25 protein-coding genes are annotated in these 24,653 nt (G+C 69.5%); 18 read left to right on the forward strand and 7 right to left on the reverse strand.

Annotated features, from left to right (window positions below):
• Positions 1-3: 3 nt before the first annotated feature.
• The 3 genes from H7J06_RS07415 to nicT all read left to right on the forward strand — a co-directional run bounded on the left by H7J06_RS07415 (position 4) and on the right by nicT (position 2,287).
• Positions 4-735: a FadR/GntR family transcriptional regulator gene (locus H7J06_RS07415; RefSeq protein WP_264038045.1), complete on the forward strand. Its 732-nt coding sequence runs from the start codon at positions 4-6 to the stop codon at positions 733-735.
• A gap of 32 nt (positions 736-767) precedes the next feature.
• Positions 768-1,094, forward strand: a complete 327-nt coding sequence (locus H7J06_RS07420; RefSeq protein ID WP_264038046.1) for an ArsR/SmtB family transcription factor — start codon at positions 768-770, stop codon at positions 1,092-1,094.
• Positions 1,095-1,174: 80 nt separating this feature from the next.
• Positions 1,175-2,287: a Nickel transporter NicT gene (nicT, locus tag H7J06_RS07425; protein WP_372515258.1), complete on the forward strand. Its 1,113-nt coding sequence runs from the start codon at positions 1,175-1,177 to the stop codon at positions 2,285-2,287.
• Here nicT and H7J06_RS07430 read toward each other — a convergent pair.
• The 4 genes from H7J06_RS07430 to H7J06_RS07445 all read right to left on the reverse strand — a co-directional run bounded on the left by H7J06_RS07430 (position 2,272) and on the right by H7J06_RS07445 (position 6,336).
• The gene (locus H7J06_RS07430; RefSeq protein WP_264038047.1) at positions 2,272-3,066 is read right to left on the reverse strand and encodes a phosphodiesterase; all 795 of its coding nucleotides are present in this window, start codon (positions 3,064-3,066) and stop codon (positions 2,272-2,274) included. The two genes, nicT and H7J06_RS07430, sit on opposite strands and share 16 nt — an antisense overlap.
• A gap of 16 nt (positions 3,067-3,082) precedes the next feature.
• Complete coding sequence (locus H7J06_RS07435) at positions 3,083-3,703, reverse strand: superoxide dismutase (RefSeq protein ID WP_264038048.1); 621 nt, start codon at positions 3,701-3,703, stop codon at positions 3,083-3,085.
• A 199-nt stretch (positions 3,704-3,902) separates the two neighbouring features.
• Entirely contained in the window at positions 3,903-5,300 is a 1,398-nt protein-coding gene (mtr, locus tag H7J06_RS07440) for a mycothione reductase (RefSeq protein WP_264038050.1), read from the reverse strand.
• Positions 5,301-5,304: 4 nt separating this feature from the next.
• Complete coding sequence (locus H7J06_RS07445) at positions 5,305-6,336, reverse strand: alpha/beta hydrolase (protein ID WP_264038096.1); 1,032 nt, start codon at positions 6,334-6,336, stop codon at positions 5,305-5,307.
• A gap of 154 nt (positions 6,337-6,490) precedes the next feature.
• On the opposite strand from H7J06_RS07445, the gene mqo reads away from it, so the two are divergent.
• From mqo to H7J06_RS07480, 7 genes are read left to right on the forward strand one after another with little or no spacing between them, the layout of a single operon-like run.
• Positions 6,491-7,996 carry a malate dehydrogenase (quinone) gene (gene mqo, locus H7J06_RS07450; protein WP_264038051.1) on the forward strand — a complete coding sequence of 502 codons (1,506 nt, stop codon included), beginning with the start codon at positions 6,491-6,493 and terminating at the stop codon, positions 7,994-7,996.
• A 10-nt stretch (positions 7,997-8,006) separates the two neighbouring features.
• On the forward strand, positions 8,007-8,474 hold the full coding sequence (locus H7J06_RS07455) for a GNAT family N-acetyltransferase (RefSeq protein ID WP_264038052.1): 468 nt from the start codon (positions 8,007-8,009) through the stop codon (positions 8,472-8,474).
• Positions 8,475-8,480: 6 nt separating this feature from the next.
• A complete protein-coding gene (locus H7J06_RS07460) occupies positions 8,481-10,400 on the forward strand; it encodes a magnesium chelatase subunit D family protein (RefSeq protein WP_264038053.1) in 1,920 nt (639 codons plus the stop codon).
• Positions 10,401-10,422: 22 nt separating this feature from the next.
• Positions 10,423-11,037, forward strand: coding sequence for a cob(I)yrinic acid a,c-diamide adenosyltransferase (gene cobO / locus H7J06_RS07465; RefSeq protein ID WP_264038054.1), 615 nt, complete (start codon positions 10,423-10,425; stop codon positions 11,035-11,037).
• The gene (locus H7J06_RS07470; protein WP_264038055.1) at positions 11,034-12,401 is read left to right on the forward strand and encodes a cobyrinic acid a,c-diamide synthase CobB; all 1,368 of its coding nucleotides are present in this window, start codon (positions 11,034-11,036) and stop codon (positions 12,399-12,401) included. The genes cobO and H7J06_RS07470 overlap by 4 nt, the downstream gene beginning before the upstream one ends.
• Positions 12,398-13,606 carry a uroporphyrinogen-III C-methyltransferase gene (cobA, locus tag H7J06_RS07475; RefSeq protein ID WP_264038056.1) on the forward strand — a complete coding sequence of 403 codons (1,209 nt, stop codon included), beginning with the start codon at positions 12,398-12,400 and terminating at the stop codon, positions 13,604-13,606. Before H7J06_RS07470 ends, cobA begins: the two co-directional genes overlap by 4 nt.
• Positions 13,607-13,639: 33 nt before the next feature.
• On the forward strand, positions 13,640-15,232 hold the full coding sequence (locus tag H7J06_RS07480; protein WP_372515260.1) for an MFS transporter: 1,593 nt from the start codon (positions 13,640-13,642) through the stop codon (positions 15,230-15,232).
• On the opposite strand, the gene H7J06_RS07485 is transcribed toward H7J06_RS07480, so the two are convergent.
• Entirely contained in the window at positions 15,229-16,140 is a 912-nt protein-coding gene (locus tag H7J06_RS07485; protein WP_264038099.1) for a LysR family transcriptional regulator, read from the reverse strand. The two genes, H7J06_RS07480 and H7J06_RS07485, sit on opposite strands and share 4 nt — an antisense overlap.
• A gap of 138 nt (positions 16,141-16,278) precedes the next feature.
• Here H7J06_RS07485 and H7J06_RS07490 point away from each other — a divergent pair, with 138 nt between their 5' ends.
• The 4 genes from H7J06_RS07490 to H7J06_RS07505 are packed head-to-tail and all read left to right on the forward strand — an operon-like array spanning position 16,279 to position 21,158.
• Positions 16,279-17,115, forward strand: coding sequence for an SDR family oxidoreductase (locus tag H7J06_RS07490; protein WP_264038058.1), 837 nt, complete (start codon positions 16,279-16,281; stop codon positions 17,113-17,115).
• Positions 17,116-17,125: 10 nt separating this feature from the next.
• Positions 17,126-18,631 (forward strand): MFS transporter, encoded by a 1,506-nt coding sequence (locus H7J06_RS07495; protein ID WP_264038059.1) that lies wholly within the window; start codon positions 17,126-17,128, stop codon positions 18,629-18,631.
• Positions 18,632-18,668: 37 nt separating this feature from the next.
• The gene (locus tag H7J06_RS07500) at positions 18,669-19,346 is read left to right on the forward strand and encodes a VOC family protein (protein ID WP_264038060.1); all 678 of its coding nucleotides are present in this window, start codon (positions 18,669-18,671) and stop codon (positions 19,344-19,346) included.
• A gap of 15 nt (positions 19,347-19,361) precedes the next feature.
• Entirely contained in the window at positions 19,362-21,158 is a 1,797-nt protein-coding gene (locus tag H7J06_RS07505; protein ID WP_264038061.1) for a proline--tRNA ligase, read from the forward strand.
• Here H7J06_RS07505 and H7J06_RS07510 read toward each other — a convergent pair whose 3' ends face one another.
• Entirely contained in the window at positions 21,159-21,638 is a 480-nt protein-coding gene (locus tag H7J06_RS07510; protein ID WP_264038062.1) for a ferritin-like domain-containing protein, read from the reverse strand.
• Positions 21,635-22,162, reverse strand: coding sequence for a hypothetical protein (locus tag H7J06_RS07515; RefSeq protein WP_264038063.1), 528 nt, complete (start codon positions 22,160-22,162; stop codon positions 21,635-21,637). The genes H7J06_RS07510 and H7J06_RS07515 overlap by 4 nt, the downstream gene beginning before the upstream one ends.
• Positions 22,163-22,330: 168 nt before the next feature.
• Here H7J06_RS07515 and rimP point away from each other — a divergent pair, with 168 nt between their 5' ends.
• From rimP to H7J06_RS07535, 4 genes are all read left to right on the forward strand, one after another.
• Complete coding sequence (gene rimP, locus H7J06_RS07520) at positions 22,331-22,861, forward strand: ribosome maturation factor RimP (protein WP_264038064.1); 531 nt, start codon at positions 22,331-22,333, stop codon at positions 22,859-22,861.
• Positions 22,858-23,889 (forward strand): transcription termination factor NusA, encoded by a 1,032-nt coding sequence (nusA, locus tag H7J06_RS07525; protein WP_264038066.1) that lies wholly within the window; start codon positions 22,858-22,860, stop codon positions 23,887-23,889. The genes rimP and nusA overlap by 4 nt, the downstream gene beginning before the upstream one ends.
• Before the next feature lie 46 nt (positions 23,890-23,935).
• Positions 23,936-24,304, forward strand: a complete 369-nt coding sequence (locus tag H7J06_RS07530; RefSeq protein ID WP_264038068.1) for a YlxR family protein — start codon at positions 23,936-23,938, stop codon at positions 24,302-24,304.
• 74 nt (positions 24,305-24,378) lie between these two features.
• A partial coding sequence (locus H7J06_RS07535; protein ID WP_264038069.1) for a translation initiation factor IF-2 N-terminal domain-containing protein occupies positions 24,379-24,653 on the forward strand: 275 nt, incomplete at its 3' end.

The following is a 24,653-nucleotide window of genomic DNA, read 5'->3' on the forward strand; positions in this document are numbered from 1 at the left end:
GACGTGACCGCCCACCCCACACCGGATCCGCAGCCCGCCAGCGAGGCGCTGCTGCGTCCGGTTCGGCTGGGCAACGCCTTCGAGGACACCGTGGGGCGATTGCTCGAGACGATCCGGCTCGGCGTGCTGGAGCCGGGGGAGTCGTTGCCGCCGGAACGCGAACTCGCAGCGCGTCTCGGCGTCAGCCGCGACACCGTTCGCGACGCCATCAGGTCGTTGTCCGACGCCGGGTACCTGGTGTCGCGCCGCGGTCGGTACGGCGGCACCTTCCTGGCCGACGACCTACCTGCCCCCAGCGCCGACGGCGTGCGTTTCAGTCGCGCGGACATCGACGACGCGCTGCGGCTGCGCGAGGTCTTGGAGGTGGGGGCGGCCCGGATGGCGGCGGGCCGGACGTTGACGGCGGCCGAACGCGAAACCCTGTGGGCCCGGCTCACCGACGTCCGCGGGGCCGCGCTGGAGGACTACCGCCGGTTGGACTCCCGGTTGCACCTCGCGATCGCCGAGGCCGCCGGGACGCCGTCGCTGGTTCCGCTGGTGGCGGAGAATCGGATGCGTCTCAACGAGCTGCTCGACCACATTCCGCTGCTCGCCCGCAACATCGTCCACTCCGACGAGCAGCACGAGGCGATCGTGATGGCGATCCTGGCCGGGGACGCCGACGGGGCGGCCGAGACGATGGCGGCGCACGTGTGGGGATCGGCATCGCTGCTGCACGGGTTCCTGGACAGCTAGGCGCCAGCGGTTCGGTCGACTAAATTGCACTCATGGAAGCTGGTGGCGAGGCGATCGTGCGACGGGCGTCGTCGGCGCTGTCCGACGTCGACATCACCGGCTGGACGCTGCGCTTCGATCTGCTGTCCGATCCGAACCGGCTCGAAATCCTGCTCAGCCTGCATCGCGCGCCCGGCATTTGCGTGAGTGACCTGGCGGCGGTGGTCAACCGGTCGGAGAACTCCGTGTCACAGGCACTGCGGGTGCTTCGGCAGCAGGGCTGGGTGAGCAGCACCCGGGTCGGGCGCTCGGTGGCCTACCGTCTCGACGACGAGATCGTCCACGATCTGCTGCACTGGATCGGCGCCGCGCACGGCTGACCTGCCCGTCCGGGTAGTCCGTCGACCTGAACATCTGTACAGCTAGACAGGCATGCGGGCGTCACCATAGGCTCGAACGCGTGATCCTCGGTACGTCGTCGGAGCCCCTGCCCAGCCCGACCACGGTGAGCAGGCTCGATCGCGCCGACTGGCTGTCCATTGCCGGCATGAGCGCCGTCGTCGTCTTCCTGCACGTATTCGGTTGGGGGGTCCTGGTCTTCGGCGTCGCCCCGCAGCACATCACGCTCGGATCGACCGGGGTGTTCGGCGTAGGGCTCGGCCTGACCGCCTATCTGCTCGGCGTCCGGCACGCCTTCGACGCCGATCACATCGCGGTCATCGACAACACCACCCGCAAGCTGGTCGGCGAGGGCAAGCGCTCGCTGTCGGCCGGGTTCTGGTTCTCGCTGGGGCACTCGAGTGTGGTGTTCGGGCTGGCGTTCCTCTTGGCGCTCGGCGTCAAGGCGCTGATCGGACCCGTGCAGGACGAGAACTCCTCGATGCTGCAGACTCTCGGTCTGATCGGCTCGCTGGTGGCCGGCACCTTCCTCATCCTGATCGGCCTGACCAACCTGTTCGCCGTCGTCGGCATCGCGAAGGTGTTCCGGGAGATGCGGTCCGGTGACTTCGACGAGGCCGAGCTGGAACGCCAACTCAACAGCCGCGGGTTCATGGCCCGGTTGCTCGGGCGCGTCATGCGACGCGTCGGCAAGCCGTGGCACCTGTACCCGGTGGGCCTTCTGATGGGGCTGGGCTTCGACACCGCCACGCAGGTGGCCCTGCTGGTGCTCGCCGCCGGCACCGCCGCGTTCACGTTGCCCTGGTACGCGATCCTGGTGCTGCCGGTGCTGTTCGCGGCCGGGATGAGTCTGTTCGACGCCGCCGACGGGATCTTCATGGCCCGGGCCTACGGCTGGGCGTTCCTCAAGCCGATCCGCAAGGTGTACTACAACCTGACGGTGACGCTTCTGTCGGTGTTCGTGGCCCTGGTGATCGGCGTCATCGTGCTGGTCGGCCTGCTGGTCGACCGGCTCGGCATCCAGTCCGGACCGCTCGCGGTCATCGGGTCGGCAGATCTGGAGTTCGTCGGCTTCACCATCGTGGGGCTGTTCGTGGTCGTGTGGCTGGTTGCGCTCGCGGTCTGGCGTTTCGGCCGCATCGAGGAGCGCTGGGAGCCTCAGGCGAACGGGTAGGGTCCGGCGAAGTCGCCAATCTGGTTGGCGTGGGTCGTCATACCCTCGCGCTCGTCCCAGAGGTGCAGCAGATAACCCCGCGGCCCGCCATGGCTCGACGGTTCCGCCGACGCCGCGAGTCGGAGGTCGATCTCGGTCGCGGTGCTGGGACACGTGACGATCACGGTCCCTGCCCACCGTCTGACCATCGACCGGTGGACGTGTCCGCACACCACGATCTCGACGTTGGGGGCGCGCTCGACGACGGCGGCAAGTGCGGCGCCCTCGAAGTATCGGTACTCGTCCATGTACGGGATGCCGCTGACGAAGGGCGGGTGGTGCAGCATGATCAGCGTCGGCTTGGCGGTGTCCTGTGCCAGCGTGCCGGCGAGCCAGTCCAGCCCCGCGTCGTCCAGGTGCCCGTGATGCCGGCCGGGCACCGTGGAGTCCAGCCCGATGACGCGCACCGGATGGTCGTCGACGCAGTAGTGCAGCGGGCCGGTCCGGGGCAGGTAGTGGTGATCGGCGAAGGCGAGGCGGAAGTTCTCACGGTCGTCGTGATTGCCGGGGATGACGAGATACGGGATTGGCAGGCGCCCCAGGATCTTTCGGGCGTGGTCGTATTCGGCGGGTTCGCCGTGGTCGACCAGGTCCCCGGTGACGAGCACCAGATCCGGGCGCGTGGTCAGGGCGCACACGTGCTCCACGGCGTCTGCCAGGCCGGCATTCGAATCCACGACGCCTTGGTAGAGAACGTCTTTGGGTCGAACGTGCGGATCCGACAGTTGCGCTATGAGCACGTGGCGCCTCGACTTCCTAGAAGATCAGCCCCCGTGCCGTTGTGGTGGCCCCGGCGAACCGGTCCTGGACGTCGGCCCAGTTGACGACGTTCCAGAAGGCCTTGACGTAGTCGGCCTTCACGTTCTTGTACTGCAGGTAGTACGCGTGCTCCCACATGTCCACCTGCAGCAGGGGGATGATGCCCAGGGGCACGTTGGCCTGCTGATCGTACAGCTGGAAGGTGAGCAGCCGCTGTCCGAGCGTGTCGTAGCCGAGCACCGCCCAGCCCGATCCCTGCAACCCGTTGGCGGCGGCGGTGAACTGCGCGCGGAACTTGTCGAACGACCCGAAGTGGTCGTCGATCGCCGCGGCCAATTCGCCGGTGGGCTTGTCACCGCCGTTGGGGGACAGGTTCTTCCACCAGATCGAGTGGTTGACGTGACCGCCGAGGTGAAAGGCCAGGTTCTTCTCGTTGAGAAGGATTGCGGCGTGGTCGTCGTCGGCGCGCGCTTCCTCGAGTTTGGCGACGGCGTCGTTGACGCCCTTGACGTAGGTGGCGTGATGCTTGCCGTGGTGAATCTCGTTGATCTCACCGGAGATATGGGGTTCGAGTGCTCCGTAGTCGTAACCAAGATCGGGTAATGCGTACTCGGCCATGAGTTTTCCTTCTCTCGCGACGGATGCTTCGGTCGTCGTCCAGCCTAGGGCCGGACGACGTCATCTGTCCACATGCACACGTGTTCAGGTGTTCATGTCATGGTGGCGGTGCGCGGCCGGGCCGTGGGTTGGCGTTGAGGAAGCATCTGAACCACTCACTTCCGAGCGGGAGTCGACGTCACGGCCCGACCCGCTTCGACTATCGCAGGCCGAGCAGGGCGTTCTCGATGACCTCGGGCAGTGCCGGGTGAATCCAATACTGGTTCTCGGCAACCTCTTTGGCGGTCTGACCAAAGGTCATCGCCTGAATGACCGGCTGGATGATCGACGACGCCTGATGTCCCATGACGTGGGCGCCCAGGATCTTGCCGGTCGCGCGGTCGCCGATCAGCTTCACGATCCCGTGCTCGTCCTCCATCGCCCAGCCGTAGGCGGTGTCGCCGTACCTCTGGATCTTGGTGACCACGTCGTACCCGCCGTCCCTGGCCTCGGCCTCGGACATGCCCACCATCGCGATCTGTGGATCGGTGAACACCGCCGACGGCACGAACCGATGATCGGAGGCACGCATCGAGTCGGTGTCGTCCCAGTCGAGCAGCAGGTTGTGCCGCACCACCCTCATCTCGTGGTTGGCGACGTGCTTGAGCTGGTAGGCCGACGACACGTCACCGAGGGCGAAGACGCCGCGCGCAGAGGTTCTTTGGTACTCGTCGACGACCACCAGGCCGGAGTCGTCGACGTCGACGCCGGCCAGCTCCGCGTCGAGCTGATCCCCGTTCGGCACGCGTCCGGTGGCCACCAGCAGCATGTCGGCCTCGATGGTCTTGCCGTCGTCGAGTTGGAGCACGCAGCGGTCACCCGTCTGCTGCACGCCGACCACGTTCTCGTGTGTGCGCAGATCCCACTTCGCCGTGGCGAGGTCGGTGAACGGATGGCAGATCGATTCGTCGCAATGGGTCAGCAGGCCGTCACCGCGGACGACGATGGTGACGCGCACCCCCAGGGCGGAGAAGACGTGCGCGAACTCCGCCGCCACGAACCCGCCGCCGACGATGACCAGATGCTCGGGAAGCTCGGGTATCCGCATGACGTCGTCGCTGGTGTAGTACTTCACACCGCACTCGGCGATGGCGGGTGGGACGTGAACCCGGGAGCCCGCGGCGATGACCACCTTGTCGGCGGTGAACTCCTCGCCGTCGTCGGTGCGCAACGTGTACCGGCCGTCGGCCTGAGTCGGCCCAAACCTGGTGTGGCTGGCGTACACCCGCACGTTGGGCAGGCTGCGCTTGTACTGTTCGCCGCCGGCCGCGATCGGATCTATGCGGCGCTCGAAGACGCGGTCGACGATGTCGGACCAGCGGACCTTGTCGATCGTGGAGTCGACGCCGTACCGGGCGCTCTGGCGGATGGTCTCGGCGACCTCGGCGGCGTAGACGAACATCTTGGTGGGAATGCACCCGACGTTGAGGCAGGTGCCACCGAAGGTGCCCTGCTCGCAGATTGCCACCCGCATGTCGCCGTACCTGGGGTCGACGCCGGGATCGGGGATGCTGTTGCCCGAGCCCGTACCGATGATGGCCAGATCGAAGTGTTCCACGTGCCTAGTCCTGTCCGAAATTCGTTGTCGTGCTCCGGGATTCGGAGCTCAGGTAGTCGTCGAGCCAGCGTCCCAGCTCCCGATAGGCCGCCGCGCGCGGCTCGGCCAGTGACAGGAAGACGTCGTGCTTGGCGTCGGTGATCGGCGCGATCGTCTGACGGTTCCCCACGCACCCCGCCCAGCGGGCGATCTGCGCGACGTCGAGGACCGCGTCACCGCGTTGGATGGCCTCCGGGTGGGGGGCTTCGGCGACGGAATGACCGGAGCGCAGCAGCAGATTGGGAACCCCGACGTCGAGGCCGCGGTGCAGCTTCGCCTGACCCCGCCGGATCGCGTTGATCCACCCGAACGTGATGGGAAACCCGCCGACCGGCTTGAGGTCCAGGTCGTAGTCGAACTCGCCCGCGTAGTCGCGATGCAGGGTGGTGCCGTACCCCCCTGTGGTGGGCTTGCGGATGACCTGCCGCTTGCGCAACCGGGCCAGGGCGATCAGCGCCGCCGACGTCGGCGCGGTGCGCAGGATCGCCGGTCCGTGCAGGTCGAAGAACGGGCTGTTGAGCACCAGGGCGCCGACTTGGGCCGCCGCCCCGCGCCGCTGCAACCGGTCCAGCCACAGGGTCGCGACGAGCCCACCCGCGGAGTGCCCGTAGACGCAGACCCGCGGCGGGGCGGGTTCGGCCGTGTCGCGGGCGATGATCGCCAGCGCACGATCCAGCTCGGCGTCGTAGCTGGCGAGGTCGGTGGTGAAGTGCGGCGTCTGTCCCGGTCGGTGCGAGCGGCCGCACTTGTGGAGGTCCAGCGCGTAGAAGGTGAAGCCGCGATCGGCGAAGTGGTCGGCCAACTCGGTGTTGAAGAAGTAGTCGGTGTAGCCGTGCAGGGCCAGCACCGCATGCGTGCCGGCGCCGGTGTCACCGCGCCGGACCAGGGTTGCCACCAGCTCGCCCTCGCCGTCCGGATCGGAACCGAGTGCCAGGGTTTGCTGCCAGTACCCGGGCAAGACGTCGGGCTCCCACGTGGGTTCCTCGCCGGGTCCCATCGGTGTCACGGTGTCACTCTAGGCGGACCGCGCCGCGACGCGGTCCCGCGGCAGGGGTGTCTACCGACCGACGACGCTCGAGGCAGACGGGATAACCTGGACATTCGAAAGCCGTGCTGATGCGGAACTCGTGCCACGAAGGGTCAAGGATCACGTGTCTGAGGTAGCCAAAACCGACGTCGTGCTGGTGGGAGCGGGCATCATGAGTGCCACGCTCGCCACCCTGCTGAAGCTGATGGAACCCGACTGGTCCATCACCCTCGTCGAGCGGCTGGACGGGGCCGCTGCCGAGAGTAGCGATCCGTGGAACAACGCGGGTACCGGACACTCGGCGCTGTGTGAGTTGAACTACACCCCGCAGCGCGCCGACGGCACGATCGAGATCAGCAAGGCCGTCCACGTCAACGAGCAGTTCCAGGTGTCGCGGCAGTTCTGGGCGCACGCCGTGGAAAGCGGTGTCCTGCCGGACGTGCGCAGCTTCCTCAACCCCATTCCGCACGTCAGCTTCGTGCACGGCGCCAAGCACCTCGACTACCTCAAGCGCCGCCGCGAGACGCTGGTCACCAACCCGCTCTTTGCGTCGATGGAATACGTCGACTCGCGCGACGAATTCGCGCGCCGCCTGCCGCTGATGGCCGCCAAGCGGGACTTCAAGGAGCCGGTGGCGCTGAACTGGACGCAGGACGGCACCGACGTCAACTTCGGGTCGCTGACCCGCCAGCTGATCGGCTACGCCGTCGAGGGCGGTATGACGACCCTGTTCGGCCACGAGGTGCGAGACCTCGCCAAGGAGTCCGACGGCAGCTGGACGCTGAAGGTCACCAACCGTCGTACCCGACAGAAGCGCAAGCTCAACGCGAAGTTCGTCTTCGTCGGCGCGGGCGGCGGCGCCCTTCCGCTGCTGCAGAAGTCGGGCATCGAGGAGGCCAAGGGCTTCGGTGGCTTCCCCGTCGGCGGCCAGTGGCTGCGCACCGGCAACCACGAGCTGGCCGCCGCCCATCAGGCCAAGGTCTACGGCGCGCCGCCGCTCGGCGCGCCGCCAATGTCGGTGCCGCACCTGGACACCCGCGTGATCAACGGCCGGTCCTACCTGCTGTTCGGTCCGTTTGCGGGTTGGTCGCCGAAGTTCCTCAAGCAGGGCAAGGTCACCGATCTGCCGCTCTCGGTGAAGCCCAACAACCTGGCCTCGATGCTCGGCGTCGGCCTCACCGAGATGAGTTTGGTCAAGTACCTGGTGGGTCAGCTGGCCCTCAGCGAAGCCGACCGCGTGGAGGCGCTGCGCGAATTCGCGCCCAGCGCCCAGGATTCCGACTGGGAACTCGACATCGCCGGTCAGCGCGTGCAGGTGATCCGACGCAAGGGCGCCGGAGGGGTACTGGAATTCGGCACCACGGTGCTCGCGGCGGCCGACGGCAGCATCGCCGGTCTGCTCGGTGCGTCGCCGGGTGCATCCACGGCCGTGCCGGCGATGTTCGACGTCCTGGAACGCTGCTTCCCCGACCGCTTCCCGTCCTGGCAGCCCAAGATCAAGGAGATGGTCCCGTCGTTCGGCACCGAGCTGTCCGGCGAGCCGAAGCTCTTCGCAGAGGTCTGGGACTGGGGCACCAAGGTCCTCAAGCTCGACCACAAGGCCACGGACGTGCCAGCGGTCCCCGTATGACGGTGGCGCCGTGACGATCACTCCGCGGCGTAGCTGGGCCAAGGACCTTGACGCCGCAACGCTCTACGAGCTGCTCAAGCTTCGGGTCGAGGTCTTCGTCGTCGAGCAGGCCACGCCGTATCCCGAGTTGGACGGCCGCGACCTGCTCGCCGAGACTCGGCACTTCTGGCTCGAGGACTCCGATGGAAGGGTGGTCTCCACCCTGCGCCTGATGGAGGAACATCCGGGCGGGGAGAAGGTCTTTCGGATCGGCCGGGTGTGTACCCGGCGAGGCGATCGAGGCCAAGGGCACACCAGCCGTCTGATGAAGGCCGCGCTGGCCGAGGTAGGCGACGACCCCTGCCGCATCGACGCGCAGACCTACCTCGAGGAGATGTACGCCAAGCACGGCTTCGTCCGGGACGGCGAGGAATTCCTCGACGACGGGGTGCCGCACATCCCCATGTTGCGTCGCAGCGGACTCCATGGGGCAAGCTGAGAGTCGATGACGTCCTCACTTTCAAGCCCGCTCCCGACGGAATACCCCTTCTCCGCGCTGGTCGGTCAGGATCAGCTGAGGCTCGCCCTGATCCTGTGCGCGGTGCGGCCCGAGATCGGCGGCGTGCTGATCCGGGGGGAGAAGGGTACGGCCAAGTCGACGGCGGTGCGGGCGTTGGCGTCGGTACTCGCCGACGTCGACGCGGGTGCGCGCCTGGTCGAACTGCCCATCGGCGCCACCGAGGACCGGGTCGTCGGATCGCTGGACCTGCAGCGCGTGCTCCGCGACGGTGAGCACGCGTTCTCGCCCGGCCTGCTGGCCAGGGCGCACGGCGGCGTGCTCTACGTCGACGAGGTCAACCTGCTGCACGACCACCTGGTGGACGTGCTGCTCGACGCCGCGGCGATGGGTCGGGTGCACGTCGAGCGCGACGGTGTCTCGCACAGCCACGAGGCGAAGTTCATGCTCGTCGGCACCATGAATCCCGAAGAGGGTGAACTGCGGCCTCAGCTGCTCGACCGGTTCGGCCTGACGGTCGACGTCCACGCCTCCCGCGACGTCGACACCAGGGTCCAGGTGATCCGGCGGCGCATGGACTTCGAAGCCGATCCCGACGGGTTCGCCGCCCGATACGCAGACGAGGACGTCGACCTCGCCCGCCGAATCGCCCTCGCCCGAGCCATGGTCGGGTCGATCATCCTGCCGGACAACGAGTTACGACGCATCGCCGCCCTGTGCGCGTCCTTCGACGTGGACGGGATGCGGGCCGACCTGGTGGTCGCGCGCACGGCGGTCGCGCACGCGGCATGGCGTGGCGGCGAGCGAGTCGAGGAACTCGACGTCCGCGTTGCCGCCGAACTCGCGCTGCCACACCGCCGCCGTCGCGACCCGTTCGACGACCCGGGCCTCGACCAGGACCGACTCGACGAGGCGATGAGCCAGGCCGGCGAGGCCGCCGACGAACCGGGACCGGACCCCGAGTCGGGGCCCGCTCCGGAGCCCGACCCGGAGCCCGACCCGCCGGGAGGCGGGGGAGAGTCACCGGAGGCCGACGCCGATGCGTCCAACGGCTCGGCCCGGCAACGCAATTCGCCGTCGTCGACCCCCCGGCCCAACGACGCGCCCGCACCCACGTTCCGGGCGAAGGCGCTGGTGGTGCCCGGCGTAGGGGAGGGTGCGCCCGGTCGTCGGTCGCGCGCCCGCAACCGGACCGGCACCCCGATCGCCGCGACCGAGGATCCCCAGCAGGGTCACGGGCTGCACGTGTTCGGCACGCTGCTGGCCGCCGCCGAGCGGCAGACCGAGCCGGGCCGGCCACGGCTCGGCCCCGCCGATCTGCGGCGCTCGATTCGTGAAGGCCGGGAAGGCAATCTGGTCGTCTTCCTGGTCGACGCCTCGGGGTCGATGGCGGCGCGAGACCGACTGTCGGCCGTCGGCGGCGCGACCATGTCGTTGCTTCGCGACGCCTACCAACGCCGCGACAAGGTCGCCGTGATCACCTTCCGCGGCGACCGGGCTCAGGTGCTGCTTCCGCCGACCACGTCGGTCCACATCGCCGGCCGGCGCCTCGCGCGGTTCGACACCGGAGGAAAGACCCCACTTGCCCAGGGTCTCCTCGCGGCCAAGGACGTGGTGGTCCGGGAGAAGGCGCGCGACCGCGCGCGTCGCAGTCTGGTGGTCGTGCTGACCGACGGCCGGGCGACGGGCGGACCCGACCCGCTCGGGCGGGCCCGCACCGCGGCGGCGATGCTGCTGGCCGAGGGCGCGGCGGCGGTCGTGGTCGACTGCGAGACCTCCTATGTACGTTTGGGTCTGGCCGACGTACTGGCCACCCAGCTCGGCGCGCCGGCGGTTCGGTTGGCGCACCTTCGCGCCGACGGTCTGACGCGGTTGGTTCGGTCGCACTCCGGCGATCGCGCGGCCTGATCCCCGACGGAGGAGATGTTCGATGCCACAGGGTCAACCAGTCGCCGTTCCGGCCGACGGTCTGACGACGCGGGCTCGTCGCAACGCCCCGGTGCTGGCCGTCCACACCGGGCCCGGCAAGGGCAAGTCCACCGCCGCGTTCGGGATGGCGCTGCGGGCGTGGAACCAAGGGTTCGACGTCGGCGTGTTCCAGTTCGTCAAGAGCGCGAAGTGGAAGGTGGGTGAGGAGGCGGCCTTTCGCGAACTCGGCCGCCTGCACGACGAGCACGGCGCAGGCGGTCCCGTGGAGTGGCACAAGATGGGCTCCGGCTGGTCGTGGTCGAGGAAGCCGGGATCGGAGGTCGACCACGCCGAGGCCGCGGCCGACGGCTGGGCCGAGATCGCGCGCCGGTTGGCCGAGCAGCGCCATGACTTCTACGTGCTCGACGAGTTCACCTATCCGCTGAAGTGGGGCTGGGTCGACGTCGACGACGTGGTCGAGGTTCTCCTCGACCGGCCCGGCAGGCAGCACGTCGTGATCACCGGGCGCGACGCCCCGCAGCGACTTCTGGACGCCGCCGATCTGGTGACCGAGATGACGAAGATCAAGCACCCCATGGACGCCGGCCGCAAGGGCCAGCGCGGCATCGAGTGGTGAGCACCCCGGCCGTCGTCATCGCCGCACCCTCGTCGGGCAGCGGCAAGACCACCGTGGCGACCGGCCTGATGGGTGCATTCCGCCGAGCCGGTCGCACGATCGCACCGTTCAAGGTTGGCCCCGACTTCATCGACCCGGGCTACCACGCCCTCGCCGCCGGGCGGCCCGGCCGCAACCTGGACCCCGTCCTGGTCGGCGACCACCTGATCGGTCCGCTCTACCGCCACGGCAGCGACGACGCCGACCTCGCGGTGGTCGAGGGGGTGATGGGGCTCTTCGACGGTCGCATCGACCCGCTGTCGTCGGGTCCGGCGCGCGGCTCGACCGCCCACGTCGCGGGTCTGCTGAGCGCGCCGGTGATCCTCCTGGTCGACGCCCGTGGGCAGAGTCACAGCATCGGTGCAGTGGTGCACGGGTTCTCGACGTTCGACCGCTCGGTTCACCTGGCCGGCGTCATCCTCAACCGGGTCGGCTCACCGCGGCACGAGGCCGTGCTGCGGCAGGGGTGCGAGCAGGCGGGGGTGCCGGTGCTCGGGGCCATCCCGCGGGCCGACGAATTGGCCGTGCCGTCACGGCATCTCGGCTTGGTGACCGCCACCGAGCACGGCAGGCACGCCGTCGCGGCCGTGGAGGCGATGACCACCTTGGTGGCCCGCCACGTCGACCTCGCCGCGGTGGCCGCCGTCGCCCGGTCCCACGTCGACGTGGAGCCGTGGACGCCGGCGATCGCCGAACCCGTCGCCGGTCGCGTCACCGTCGCGCTGGCCGCGGGTCGCGCGTTCACCTTCGGCTACCCGGAGCACGCCGAATTGCTCGCCGCCGCAGGCGCGGACGTCGTCGCGTTCGACCCGCTGACCGATCCGCTGCCGCGCGACACCGACGCGCTGGTGATCCCCGGCGGCTTCCCCGAGCAGTTCACCGCGGAGCTCTCCGACAACGAGGTGGTCCGCCGGCAGATCAGGGAGCTGGCGAGCCGGGGAGCGCCGATCCACGCGGAGTGCGCCGGCCTGACCTATCTGGTCGACGACCTCGACGGGCATCCGATGTGCGCCGTGGTTCCCGGGAGCGCCCGCTTCACCGAGCGCCTGACCCTGGGATACCGCGACGCGGTGGCTCTGGGGGACTCGTCGGTGCACCGGGCAGGCACGCGGGTGTCGGGGCACGAATTCCACCGCACCGCCGTGACGTTCGCCGGTGGGCACGAACCCGCCTGGGGCTTCCGGGACGGCGCGGGTGCGTCGGTCGTCGACGGTGCGGTCGTCGCCGGCGTCCACGCCGCCTATCTGCACGCCCATGCGGCGGCACATCCGCTGGCGGCCACCCGGTTCGTGCGGTCCGCCGCAACCTCTAAGCTCGCCGGGTGACCGAGAACGCCTACCTCGTCGGCCTGCGCCTGAACGGCAAGCGGGTGGTCGTCGTCGGCGGCGGAAGCGTCGCGCAGCGGCGGATCCCGCTGCTGCTCGCCAACGGCGCCGACGTACACGTCATCGCCAGGGCGGCGACGCCCGCGGTCGAGGCGTTCGACGGAATCACCCTCGTGTTGCGCGACTTCCGGCCCGGTGACCTCGACGGCGCCTGGTACGCGCTGGCCGCGACCGACGATCCCGCGGTCAACGAGGCCATCGTCGCCGAGGCCGAGCGGCTGCGCATCTTCTGCGTCCGGGCCGACGTCGCCCGCGACGGCACCGCGGTCACGCCCGCCTCCTTCGAGTACGACGGATTGAGCGTGGGCGTCCTGGCCGGCGGTGAGCACCGGCGATCGGCCGCCATCCGGTCGGCCATCAACGAAGCCCTGCAGACCGGCGTGATCGCCGCCTCCGGTGACGTTCGCGCGCCCGGCTCGCAGCACGCCGGCGTCGCCCTGGTCGGTGGTGGCCCCGGTGACCCCGAGCTCATCACCGTGCGCGGGCGCCGCCTCCTCGCCCAGGCCGACGTCGTGGTCGCCGATCGGCTGGCCCCTCAGGAACTGATCGCCGAACTGGCGCCGCACGTCGAGGTCATCGACGCCGCGAAGATCCCGTACGGCCGATCCATGGCGCAGGACGCGATCAACGCCGTGCTGATCGACCGCGCCAGGGCGGGCAAGTTCGTCGTCCGGCTCAAGGGCGGCGATCCGTACGTCTTCGCGCGCGGCCACGAGGAGCTCCTGGCATGCGCGGAGGCCGGCATCCCGGTCACCGTCGTCCCCGGTGTGACGAGTGCCATAGCGGTTCCCGCGGCGGCGGGCGTCCCGGTCACCCACCGGGGCGTCACCCACGAGTTCGTGGTGGTCAGCGGGCATGTTGCGCCGGGACACCCCGAATCGTTAGTGAATTGGGATGCGCTGGCCGCGCTGTCGGGCACCATCGTCCTGCTGATGGCCGTCGAACGGATCGAACTCTTCGCGAAGGTGCTGCTCGAAGGCGGCCGACCTGCGGATACGCCGGTTCTCGTGGTCCAGCACGGCACCACGGCCGCGCAGCGGACGCTGCGCACCACGCTGGGCGACGCGCCGGAGCACATCCGCGCGGACGGCATCCGACCTCCCGCAATCATCGTGATCGGGGCGGTCGCGGCCTTCGCCACTTAGAGGGTTCTTAAGATTACTGTAGGGTAACCCGACATGACGGCTCCCAACGACGCAGCCCGCGCCGCCACCGAGCGTGATGCGAAGACGAGTGGTGACCGGGCTGAGCACGTGAACATGCCCATGCCCATCACCCAGACGCAGATCGTCAAGAGCAGCTGGTATCCCGAATGGCTGCCGTCGCGTCGATTCATCGCCGCGGTCATCGCCATCGGCGGCATGCAGCTGTTGGCGACGATGGACAGCACCGTCGCGATCGTGGCCCTGCCCAAGATCCAGGACGAGCTCAACCTGTCCGACGCCGGCCGCAGCTGGGTCATCACCGCCTACGTCCTGACCTTCGGCGGTCTGATGCTGCTGGGCGGGCGACTGGGCGACACGATCGGCCGCAAGCGCACCTTCATCGTCGGCGTCGCACTGTTCACCATCGCCTCCATCCTCTGCGGCGTGGCGTGGGACGAGACCACCCTTGTCATCGCGCGGCTGGCCCAGGGCGTCGGCGCGGCGATCGCGTCGCCCACCGGACTGGCCCTGATCGCGACCACCTTCCCGAAGGGCCCGGCCCGCAACACCGCCACGGCGGTCTTCGCCGCGATGACCGGCGTCGGCTCGGTGATGGGTCTCGTCGTCGGCGGCGCGCTGACCGAATTCTCCTGGCGCTGGGCGTTTTTGGTGAACGTGCCGGTCGGCCTGCTGATGATCTACCTGGCCCGCCGGACCCTGCGTGAGACGCACCGCGAACGCATGAAGCTCGACGCCACCGGTGCCATCCTGGCGACGCTGGCGTGCACCGCGGCGGTCTTCGGCTTCTCGATGGGTCCCGAGAAGGGCTGGTCGTCGCCGCTGACGCTGAGCTCCTGCCTCGCCGCGCTCGTACTCTTCGGCGCGTTCCTCTACGTCGAGCGCACCGCGGTCAACCCCGTCGTGCCGTTCAGCCTGTTCCGTGAGCGCAACCGCGTGGCCACCTTCGCCGCGGTGTTCCTCGCCGGCGGCGTGATGTTCACGCTGACGGTCCTGATCGGGCTGTACGTGCAGGACATCATGGGCTACAGCGCACTTCGCGCGGGCATCGGCTTCATCCCGTTCGTCGTGGCGCTCGGCGTCGGCCTCGGCCTGTCGTCCTACCTCGTGTCGATCCTGCCGCCCCGCGTGCTGGTGATCATCGGCGGCGTGTTCGTCCTGGCGGCCATGCTCTACGGCTCCACGCTCAACGGCAACATCCCGTACTTCCCGAACCTCGTCATCCCGATCACGGTCGGCGGCTTTGGCATCGGCATGATCGTCGTGCCGCTCACGGTGTCGGCCATCGCGGGCGTCGCGTTCGACGAGATCGGCCCGGTCTCCGCGATCGCCCTGATGCTGCAGAGTCTCGGCGGTCCCGTGGTGCTGGCCGTCATCCAGGCGGTCATCACGTCGCGGACGCTGTACCTCGGCGGCACCACCGGCCCGGTGAAGAACATGAACCAGGCGCAGATGCACGCGCTCGACCAGGGCTACACCTACGGGTTGCTGTGGGTCGCGGCGGTGGCGATCATCGTGGGCGTCGTCGCGCTGTTCATCGGGTACACCGCCCAGCAGGTCGCCCAGGCTCAGGAAGTCAAGGAAGCGATCGACGCCGGCGAGATCTAGGCCGGGCGCGCCGGCGTGGCGCGGATGCCGTCACCGGCGGCGACCAGCGCCGCGACAGCGGCAATCGCGGCGTCGCCCGGGTCGGGCCGGGTGACCGCCAGCGTCACGCGGCCCAACCAGTTCGGATCGTCGACGCGGACGGTCGTCACCCCCTCGGGCACCGACTGCGCGGCCAGTTCGGGCAGCAGGCAAATGCCGAGCCCGACGGCTACCAATCCCAACCGGGCCTGCCAGCCCTTGGTTCGCAGGGCGACGACCGGGTCGGTCAGCGTCGGCCACGCCCCGAACTGCGGGTCGCCGGCGTGGCCCTCGCCGACCACCCACGGTTCGCCCTCCAGGGCGCGGACCGGCACCGTCGCCGCCGCGCCGAGCCGGTGCCCCACGGGAACCGCGACGCAGAGGTCGCCGGCGAACACCTGCCGGACCGCCAAGCCGTCGAGGTCGTAGTCCTCCAGGCCCGTGCCCGAGCCGATGACGGCCACCGTCACCCGACCGGCACGCACCTCGCGAAGTAGTGCCGGCGTCGACGCCTCGGTCAGCCGCACGTCGAGGCCGGGATGCTCGCCCGCCAGGCGGGCGACTGCGCGTGGCGCGAGAACCGCTGCGGCGGCGGGGAACACGCCCAGTCGCACGCGGCCCGCCAGTCGGTCGCCAAGCCCGTCGAGGTCGGGCCGCAGCGAGTCGACGTCGGCCAGGATGCGGCCGGCGCGGACGACCACCGCCGCGCCGGCTGGGCTCGGACTGACTCCGCGCGCGTTGCGGACGAACAGGGGCACGCCGGCGGCTGCCTCCATGGCGGCCACCTGGCGGGAGATGGCGGGCTGCGAATAACCGAGCGACCGGGCGGCCGCGCTGAACGAACCGAGGGTCGCCACCTCACGGCACACGCGAAGGCCCGCAAGGGTCATGTCGTCCACCGGCTCACCCTACCCATGCGCGGAACGTATGGCAGTCATCGAAAACCGTCATGCACGGTATGGATTGCGCCCGCCGCGGCGATGGTTGCATTGACCGACGACGCACGTGACGCACGGAGAAGAGGACACATGCCCAAGACCTGGTTCATCGTCGGCGCATCGCGCGGCATCGGACGCGAACTGGCTGAACAACTACTGGCGCGTGGCGACCACGTCGCCGCGACGGTCCGCGACGTCGACCACGTCGCCGACCTCGTCGACCGCTACGGCGACGCGTTCTGGGTGCGGGCGCTCGACGTCACCGACTCCGCCGCCGTGCGCGCCGTCACCGACGAGGCGTTCGCGTCGCACGACCGGGTCGACGTCGTGGTCGCCAACGCCGGCTACGGGGTGTTCGGCGCGGCCGAGGATCTCAGCGACGCGCACGTCGACTCGATGATCGCGACGAACCTCACCGGATCCATCCAGCTGGCCAGGGCGGCCGTGCCGCACCTGCGCGCCCAGGGTGGCGGACTGCTGATGCAGATGTCGAGCATGGGCGCGCACATCGCCTTCCCCGCCTTCTCGCTCTATCACGTGACCAAGTGGGGCATCGAGGGCTTCTACGAGGCGCTGGCGCAGGAGGTCGCGCCCTTTGGCATCCGGACCACGCTGGTCGAGCCGGGTGTCGTCCGCACCGGATTCTTCGACGCCTCGACGCGGGTGCCGCCGAGTGCGCCCTACCGCGGCGGCCCCGCGGACCGGCCACCACTGTCGACCGACGACATGGTCGACAGTCAGGAGAAGACCGTGGCGGCCATGATCCGGGCGGGTGACTCCGACGATCCACCGCGCCGGCTGGTGCTGGGTTCCGACGCCTGGCAACTGGTCACCGACGCGCTGCGCGGGCGTCTCGAGGAGCTGACCGCCCAGCGTGCCAACGCCGCCACCGCCGACATCGGTTTCACGATCGGCCCCTCTGGGTAGGGTGTCGGCAATGTCTGCCGCGGGTGGTACCTCAGGTTCGACGGAGAATTCGACTGCGCCCTTGTCGTCGTCGGTGCTCGGCATCGCCATCATCGCCATCACGGGCATGCAGCTGATGTCGACCCTCGACGGCACCATCGTGATCGTCGCCCTCCCGCGGATGCAGGCCGACCTCGATCTGTCCGACGCCGGCAAGAGCTGGGTCATCACCGCCTACGTCCTGACCTTCGGCGGGCTGCTGCTCCTCGGCGGCCGGGTCGGCGACGCGATCGGCCAGAAGCGCGCGTTCCTCTCCGGCGTCGGGGTGTTCACGATCGCCTCCCTGGTGTGCGGTCTGGCCGGCGACGAGTTCACGCTCATCGCGGCCCGCGCCCTGCAGGGCATCGGCGCTGCCGTTGCGGCCCCCACGGGCTTGGCTCTCATCGCGACGACCTATGCGGTGGGACACGCGCGTAATCAGGCGATGGCCGTCTCGGCCGGCATGCAGGCCATCGGTTCGGTGATGGGCCTCGTGCTCGGTGGGTTGCTCACGGTCATCTCGTGGCGGTTGGCGTTCCTCATGAACGTGCCCATCGGCGTCGTGATCGTCGTCATCGCGTGGCTGAGGATCGGCGAGACGCACCACGAACGGCTCAAGCTCGACATCACCGGCGCCCTGCTGGCCACCCTGGGGTGCACGTCGGCGGTGCTGGTCTTCACCCAGGGCCCGCCGCGCGGATGGGTCGACCCATGGGTGATCGGGGCGGCCGTCGCGTCGATCGTCTTCTTCGTGGCCTTCCTCTTCGCGGAGCGCAAGGCCGAGAACCCGTTGGTCCCCTTCTCGGTGTTCAGCGAACGCAACCGCGTCATGACGTTCACCGCCTGGTTCCTCGGCGGCGGCGTGCTGCTCACCGTCACGGTCATGGTCGGCCTGCTGGCCCAGGACGTGCTCGGCTACTCGGCGCTGCGGGCCGGGATCTGCTTCCTTCCCTTCGCCGTCGCGGTCGGCGTCGGCAACGTCCTGGCCACCAAGCTGGCGCCGTTGATCGCACCGCGCTGGCTGATCATCGGCGGCGGGGTCTACGTGCTCGCGGCCATGCTGTACGGCTCGACTCTGGACCGCAGCATCCCGTACTTCCCGAACCTGTTCATCCCGATCGTCCTCGGCGGCTTCGGCATCGGCATCATCTCGGTGGTGCTGCCGCTGTGTGCGGTCGCCGGGGTGGGGCCACGGGAAATCGGACCGGTCTCGGCGATCACCCTGATGGTGCAGAACCTCGGGGGACCGCTGGTGCTGGTCGCCATCATGGCGGTGCAGACCTCCCGCACGCTGTACCTCGGCGGCACCACCGGACCCGTCAAGAACATGACCCCCGCCCAGCTCGACGCGCTCGGCGCCGGCTACACGTACTCCCTGCTGTGGGTGGCCGGCATCTCCATCCTGGTGGGCGTCGCCGCGTTCTGGATCGGATTCTCCGCCCGCGACATCGCCCGCGCCCAGCACACCAAGGAAGCCGTGGAGGCGGGCGAGCTGTAGGGGCGTCGGTGTCGGAGTCTCGCGTTAGCGTGACGCCATGACCGAACCCCTCACCCGTCACGGGATCTCCGACGTGCTCGACCCGCTGGGCTGGCGCCTGATCCTCGGCGTCGCCGTGACCCACGTGCGGGTGCCGTCGCTGTCCGCCGCGGTGGACGCCGCCGCGGCGGCCGTCTCGACCGCCGGGGTCGACGGGCACCTCACCGTCGACCTCCACGCCGACCGGCTGGTCCTGCGGGTGCACACCCCGGCCGCCGGCACCCTGATCGAGGCCGACCTGGACCTGGCCGCGCGCATCACCGACGCACTGGCCGGCCACGGGTGGCACACCGAACCGGGGGTGGGCGGCGTGGCTCCGCAATCCTTCGAGATCGCCGTCGACGCCATGGACATTGCGCTGATCAGACCGTTCTGGCAGGCGGTGACCGGCTACGTCGACGAGCCGGCCCCGCCGGACCTGCCCGCCGGCGGGCTGCTGGATCCCCTGCGCCGCGGACCGGCCATCTGGTTTCAGCAGATGGACGAACCCCGGCCCCAGCGCAACCGCATCCACCTCGACGTCGACGTGCCGCCCGAACATGCGCGGCCACGGGTCGAGGCGGCGCTGGCGGCAGGGGGCACGCTGCTGAGCGACTCCGCCGCCCCCGCGTTCTGGGTGCTGGCCGATGCGGAGGGCAATGAGGTGTGCGTATGCACGTGGCAGGGCCGCGACTGATTAAGGTTGTCGGCTGTGATCACCCGCATGTCCGAACTGTTCCTACGCACCCTGCGCGACGACCCAGCCGACGCCGAGGTGCCCAGCCATAAGCTGCTCATCAGGGCGGGTTACGTGCGCCCGATCGGACCGGGGTTGTACAGCTGGCTGCCGCTGGGGCTACGCGTGCTCCGCAAGATCGAGCAGGTCATCCGCGAGGAGATGGCCGCCATTGGCGGGCAGGAGATCCTGCTGCCCGCGCTGCTGCCGCGCGCACCGTATGAGACCACCAATCGTTGGACCGAGTACGGCGACGGCCTCTTCCGCCTGAAGGACCGGCGCGGCAACGACTACCTGCTCGGGCCCACGCACGAGGAGATCTTCACCCTCACGGTGAAGGGGGAGTACTCCTCCTACAAGGACTTCCCCCTGCGGCTCTACCAAATTCAGACCAAGTACCGCGACGAGGCACGGCCCCGGGCGGGCATCCTTCGCGGGCGCGAGTTCGTGATGAAGGACTCCTACTCGTTCGACGTCGACGACGACGGGCTCAAGGCGGCCTATGACGCTCACCGCGAGGCCTACCAGCGGATCTTCGCGCGGCTCGGCGTCAGGTACGTCGTGGTCTCGGCGGTGTCGGGTGCCATGGGCGGCAGCGCGTCGGAGGAGTTCCTCGCCGAGAGCGAGGTCGGTGAGGACACCTACGTCCGCTGCCTGGAGTCCGGGTACGCGGCCAACGTCGAGGCGGTGATCACCCAGCGGCCCGACGCGCTGCCGTTCGACGGCTTGCCCGAGCCGGTCGTCCACGACACGGCGAACACCCCGACCATCGCGACGCTGGTCGACTGGGCCAACGACGCCAACCTCCCGCAGTTCGAGGGGCGCACGGTGGTGGCCGCCGACACCCTGAAGAACGTGTTGCTGAAGGTGCGCGAGCCGGGCGGCGACTGGGAGCTGCTGGCCGTCGGCGTGCCGGGTGACCGCGAGGTCGACGACAAGCGCCTCGGAGCGGCCCTGGACCCGGCGGAGTACGTCATGCTCCCCGCGGAGGACTTTCCCAAGTACCCGTTCCTGGTCAAGGGATACATCGGGCCAAAGGCATTGTTGGCCAACGGGGTTCGGTTCTTGGTCGACCCGCGCGTGGTCGACGGCACCACCTGGATCACGGGTGCCGACGCGGACGGCAAGCACGTCGTCGGCCTGGTGGCCGGACGCGACTTCACCCCGGACGGCACCATCGAGGCCGCCGAGGTGCGCGACGGCGATCCGTCACCGGACGGCGCGGGTCCACTGGTCTCCGCGCGCGGCATCGAGATCGGCCACATCTTCCAACTCGGCCGCAAGTATGCCGACGCGTTCACCGTCGACGTCCTCGGCGAGGACGGCAAGCCACTGCGGCTGACCATGGGGTCCTACGGCGTCGGCGTCTCCCGGATGGTGGCCGTCATCGCCGAGCAGAGCCACGACGACGTCGGCCTGCGCTGGCCGTCGTCGGTGTCGCCCTTCGACGTCCACGTCGTGATCGCCAACAAGGATGCCGAAGCGCGCACCGGCGCAACCGAACTCGCCGAACAGCTCGACCTGCTCGGGGTGGAGCCACTTCTCGACGACCGCAAGATGTCACCAGGGGTCAAGTTCAAGGACGCCGAACTGCTCGGGGTGCCGTGGCTGGTGGTGGTCGGACGCGGCTGGGCCAACGGCATCGTGGAGCTGCGCAACCGGTTCAGCGGTGAGACCGAGGAGATTGCGGTCGACGGGGCCGCCGCGGCGATCGCGGCCAGGCTGGCCGGCTCGGCGGGCGGGAGCGCAGCGACTCGGGGCAGTGTGAGCTAGTCACTCGGTGCCGCCGGGGAAGGCGACGGTGGTCGGCGCGACGCCAGCCACCGCTCGCCACCTGGCGGCACTCACCGCGGCGCGGGTCACCGCGGAGACGGCCAGCTCGCGGTCGTCGACGGCCGCTACCTGTTCGAGCACCGCACGCCACGCCACCGCGCAGTCCTCCTCCATCCGGACGGCAAGCTTCGCCGCGCCGGTCGGGTCGTCGACGACGAACGGAAGCTGGTAGCCGACCGCGGGGATCGGCGGCGTCACCTTGCGCTCGGCCAGCCGGGCGATGCCCTCTTCACGCAACTCCCGGTGTCCGGCAAGCGAATCCGACACCAGCTGGTTGGCGTCGGGCGTCGAATGCGCCGAGACGATGCCGTAGCCGTAGATGGCTCCGTGCTCGACGGCGACCGCGTCGTACAGGGCGGCGTCGGGGGCATCCGAGGGCCGGGACGGCGCCGTCGACGAACCGCCGTCGGGGGACGTCACGGCGTCACCCCGGCCGTGCCCAGCGCCACGGTGGCGGCGGCGGTGCACGCGGCGGCGATCGAGCCCAGCAGTCCGGCGCGGTAACCGGACTGCTGGGTGGCGAGCAGTGAGGCGCCGTCTGCGGACTGCTTGAGTGCGGCGATCACGTCGGCCGCGGTCGGCGGCTTCGGTGGCGGACCCGACGTCGTGGGCGTGGGGCTGGACGACGCGGCGGCGGTCGTCGACGGTGTGGGTGTCTCCCCGGAGATCCTGGTGATCTCCTCGGTCAGGGCCTTGGCGTGCGCGGCCCGCTGGCCGGCGACGACCGACAGCGTCGCGGCGATCGTGGGCGGTGCGGCGGCCGCGGCGTTGCCCGCGAGCCGGTTGTCGTCGTGAGCCCTGTCCAGTGCGCCCATCAGGGCGTCGAGGTCCTTGACGGGCGGGGTCGAGCCGCAGGCCGTGACCACGGGCCCGCCCAGCAGGGCCAACGCCGCTGCGCCGACCAGCACGCGCCGCCTGCTGACGGTGGGAAGAGCGCTCGGCACATCGACATCCTGCCATCCCGCCCGCGCGAGCCCGTCCGTCCCATCGGGCGTGGACGTCTGGTCGGACGTTTGCCGAGAGTGGGCCTGCGGCTGGCGTATCCTTGACACTCGGTTCCGCGCAACGCGTGGCGGAATCGTGTCCGTACAACTCAAGACGAGGAGCTCACCGTGGCGCTGTTGCCGTCCCCGCAGCAGGTGACCGAGCTGCTCGAAGCCGAATTCGCTCGCGCGGGATATGACGTCGACGAGGTCGTCGTGCAGTCCGGTGCCCGGCCGCCCCGCATCGTGGTGGTCGCCGACGGTGACGGCGGGCTCGACCTGGATTCCCTCGGCACGCTGTCGCGGTTGGCATCCGACCTGCTCGACCAGATCGACGACACGCCTACCGAAGCCACCTACGTGTTGGAGGTCACCTCCCGCGGCGTCGACCGGCCGCTGACCACCGAGCGACACTTCCGCCGCGCCCAGGGACGCAAGGTCGAGGTGACGTTGACCGACGGCTCGCAGGCGGTCGGACGGTTGGGCGAACTGAGTGACGGTGTCCTGCGACTGGTCGTGGCCGACCGTGGCGCGGCGCCGAAGATTCGCGAACTTTCCATCGACGACGTCGCCAATGCCGTTGTCCAGGTGGAATTCTCACCACCGAACCCGCTCGAGCTCGAGCTGGCCGGGGTGTCTGTTGAGGAGGTTGAAGAGTGAACATCGACATGGGTGCGCTGCACGCCATCGAAGTGGACCGGGGGATTCCGGTCGACGAACTGCTCGAGACCATCAAGTCCGCACTGCTGACCGCGTACCGGCACACCGAGGGGCACGAAGCCTCCGCGCGCATCGACATCGACCGCAAGAGCGGCATCGTCAAGGTGCTGGCCAGGGAGACCGACGAAGACGGCAACCTGGTCAACGAATGGGACGACACGCCAGAGGGTTTCGGCCGGGTTGCGGCCACCACCGCTCGCCAGGTGATGTTGCAGCGGTTCCGCGACGCCGAGAACGAACGGATGTTCGGTGAGTTCTCGGCACACGAGGGCGACATCGTCGCCGGCGTGGTCCAGCGTGACGCCCGGGAGAACACCCGTGGCAACGTCATCGTGCGCCTCGGGACCGAGGCCAAGGGGTCCGAGGGAGTGATCCGGCCCGCCGAGCAGGTTCCGGGGGAGTCCTACACACACGGGGATCGAGTGCGCTGCTACGTGATCGGGGTGACCCGTGGTGCTCGCGAACCGAAGATCGAGTTGTCCCGCACCCACCCGAACCTGGTGCGCAAGCTGTTCTCGCTGGAGGTGCCGGAGATCGCGGACAACTCCGTGGAGATCGCCGCGGTCGCCCGCGAGGCGGGTCACCGCTCGAAGATCGCGGTCAGGTCGCGGGTCGCGGGGCTCAACGCCAAGGGTGCCTGCATCGGCCCGATGGGGCAACGGGTGCGCAACGTGATGAGCGAGTTGTCCGGCGAGAAGATCGACATCATCGACTTCGACGAGGACCCGGCCCGATTCGTGGCCAACGCGCTGTCGCCGGCCAAGGTGGTGTCGGTGTCGGTGATCGACGAAGCCGCCAGGGCCGCGCGGGTGGTGGTGCCGGACTTCCAGCTGTCGCTGGCCATCGGCAAGGAGGGGCAGAACGCCAGGCTCGCCGCCCGGCTCACCGGCTGGCGCATCGACATTCGCAGTGACGCCGAGCCCGCACCCGAGGAGGAGGCGCCCAGCGGCGCCTCTCGGGACGGCTAGTGGGCACGCGTTTCTTTCTGCGGTGATCGTGACGGTAGACTGAGACGTGATCCAGCGCGAGAGTTCGGTTCCCCGCGCGCGGCAGCACAAAAGTCCCGAAGGACCAGTGCGTACGTGTGTGGGATGCCGGAAACGTGAGCTGGCCGCCGACTTGATTCGGGTGGCCGCTGTTCGCGACGGAGACGGTGAAACCGCCGTCACCGTCGACGCAGCGGGTAATCTGCCTGGTCGGGGTGCATGGCTGCATTCCGACGAGCAGTGTCTACACCTGGCAGTCCGGCGGCGAGCCTTCGCTCGAGCGTTGCGCATCACCGGTTCGCCGAACACCTCCGCGGTGGTCGAGTTCTTCGCCAATGGTGAAGCCTCGGTCCGCCCGGCAACAGAACAGGTAGCGAAGAACATGAGCACACCGTGAAGTTCCGATGACCATGCGTCATAGCTAAACCCGAGGCGCGGCCCACTGCTGTCGCCTCCTAGACAGGAGATGTAGTGGCAGGCAAGGCCCGCGTGCACGAGTTGGCTAAAGAACTCGGTGTCACCAGCAAGGAAGTACTCGCCCGGCTGAGCGAGCAAGGCGAATTCGTCAAATCGGCATCCTCGACCGTCGAAGCGCCCGTCGCCCGCCGCCTCCGTGAGGCACTGGGTGGCGGCGGCAAGGCCGCTCCGGCAGCCGCCCCCGCGGCCCCCAAGGCGCCGGCCGCCCCGTCGTCCAACGGTGGCTCCAGCTCGTCGGCACCCAAGCCGGGCGGGCCACGGCCCGCGGC

The organism is Mycolicibacterium hodleri, assembly GCF_025822245.1.
Lineage (GTDB): Bacteria > Actinomycetota > Actinomycetes > Mycobacteriales > Mycobacteriaceae > Mycobacterium > Mycobacterium hodleri.

Excerpts from the sequence above, each read along its gene's own strand:
- H7J06_RS07500 (WP_264038060.1), top strand. The coding sequence starts at position 18,669 with ATGACCGAACCCCTCACCCGTCACGGGATCTCCGACGTGCTCGACCCG.
- H7J06_RS07485 (WP_264038099.1), bottom strand. The coding sequence starts at position 16,140 with ATGACCCTTGCGGGCCTTCGCGTGTGCCGTGAGGTGGCGACCCTCGGT.
- H7J06_RS07420 (WP_264038046.1), top strand. The coding sequence starts at position 768 with ATGGAAGCTGGTGGCGAGGCGATCGTGCGACGGGCGTCGTCGGCGCTG.
- H7J06_RS07460 (WP_264038053.1), top strand. The coding sequence starts at position 8,481 with ATGACGTCCTCACTTTCAAGCCCGCTCCCGACGGAATACCCCTTCTCC.
- H7J06_RS07435 (WP_264038048.1), bottom strand. The coding sequence starts at position 3,703 with ATGGCCGAGTACGCATTACCCGATCTTGGTTACGACTACGGAGCACTC.
- H7J06_RS07445 (WP_264038096.1), bottom strand. The coding sequence starts at position 6,336 with ATGGGACCCGGCGAGGAACCCACGTGGGAGCCCGACGTCTTGCCCGGG.
- H7J06_RS07495 (WP_264038059.1), top strand. The coding sequence starts at position 17,126 with ATGTCTGCCGCGGGTGGTACCTCAGGTTCGACGGAGAATTCGACTGCG.
- cobO (WP_264038054.1), top strand. The coding sequence starts at position 10,423 with ATGCCACAGGGTCAACCAGTCGCCGTTCCGGCCGACGGTCTGACGACG.
- H7J06_RS07480 (WP_372515260.1), top strand. The coding sequence starts at position 13,640 with ATGACGGCTCCCAACGACGCAGCCCGCGCCGCCACCGAGCGTGATGCG.
- H7J06_RS07490 (WP_264038058.1), top strand. The coding sequence starts at position 16,279 with ATGCCCAAGACCTGGTTCATCGTCGGCGCATCGCGCGGCATCGGACGC.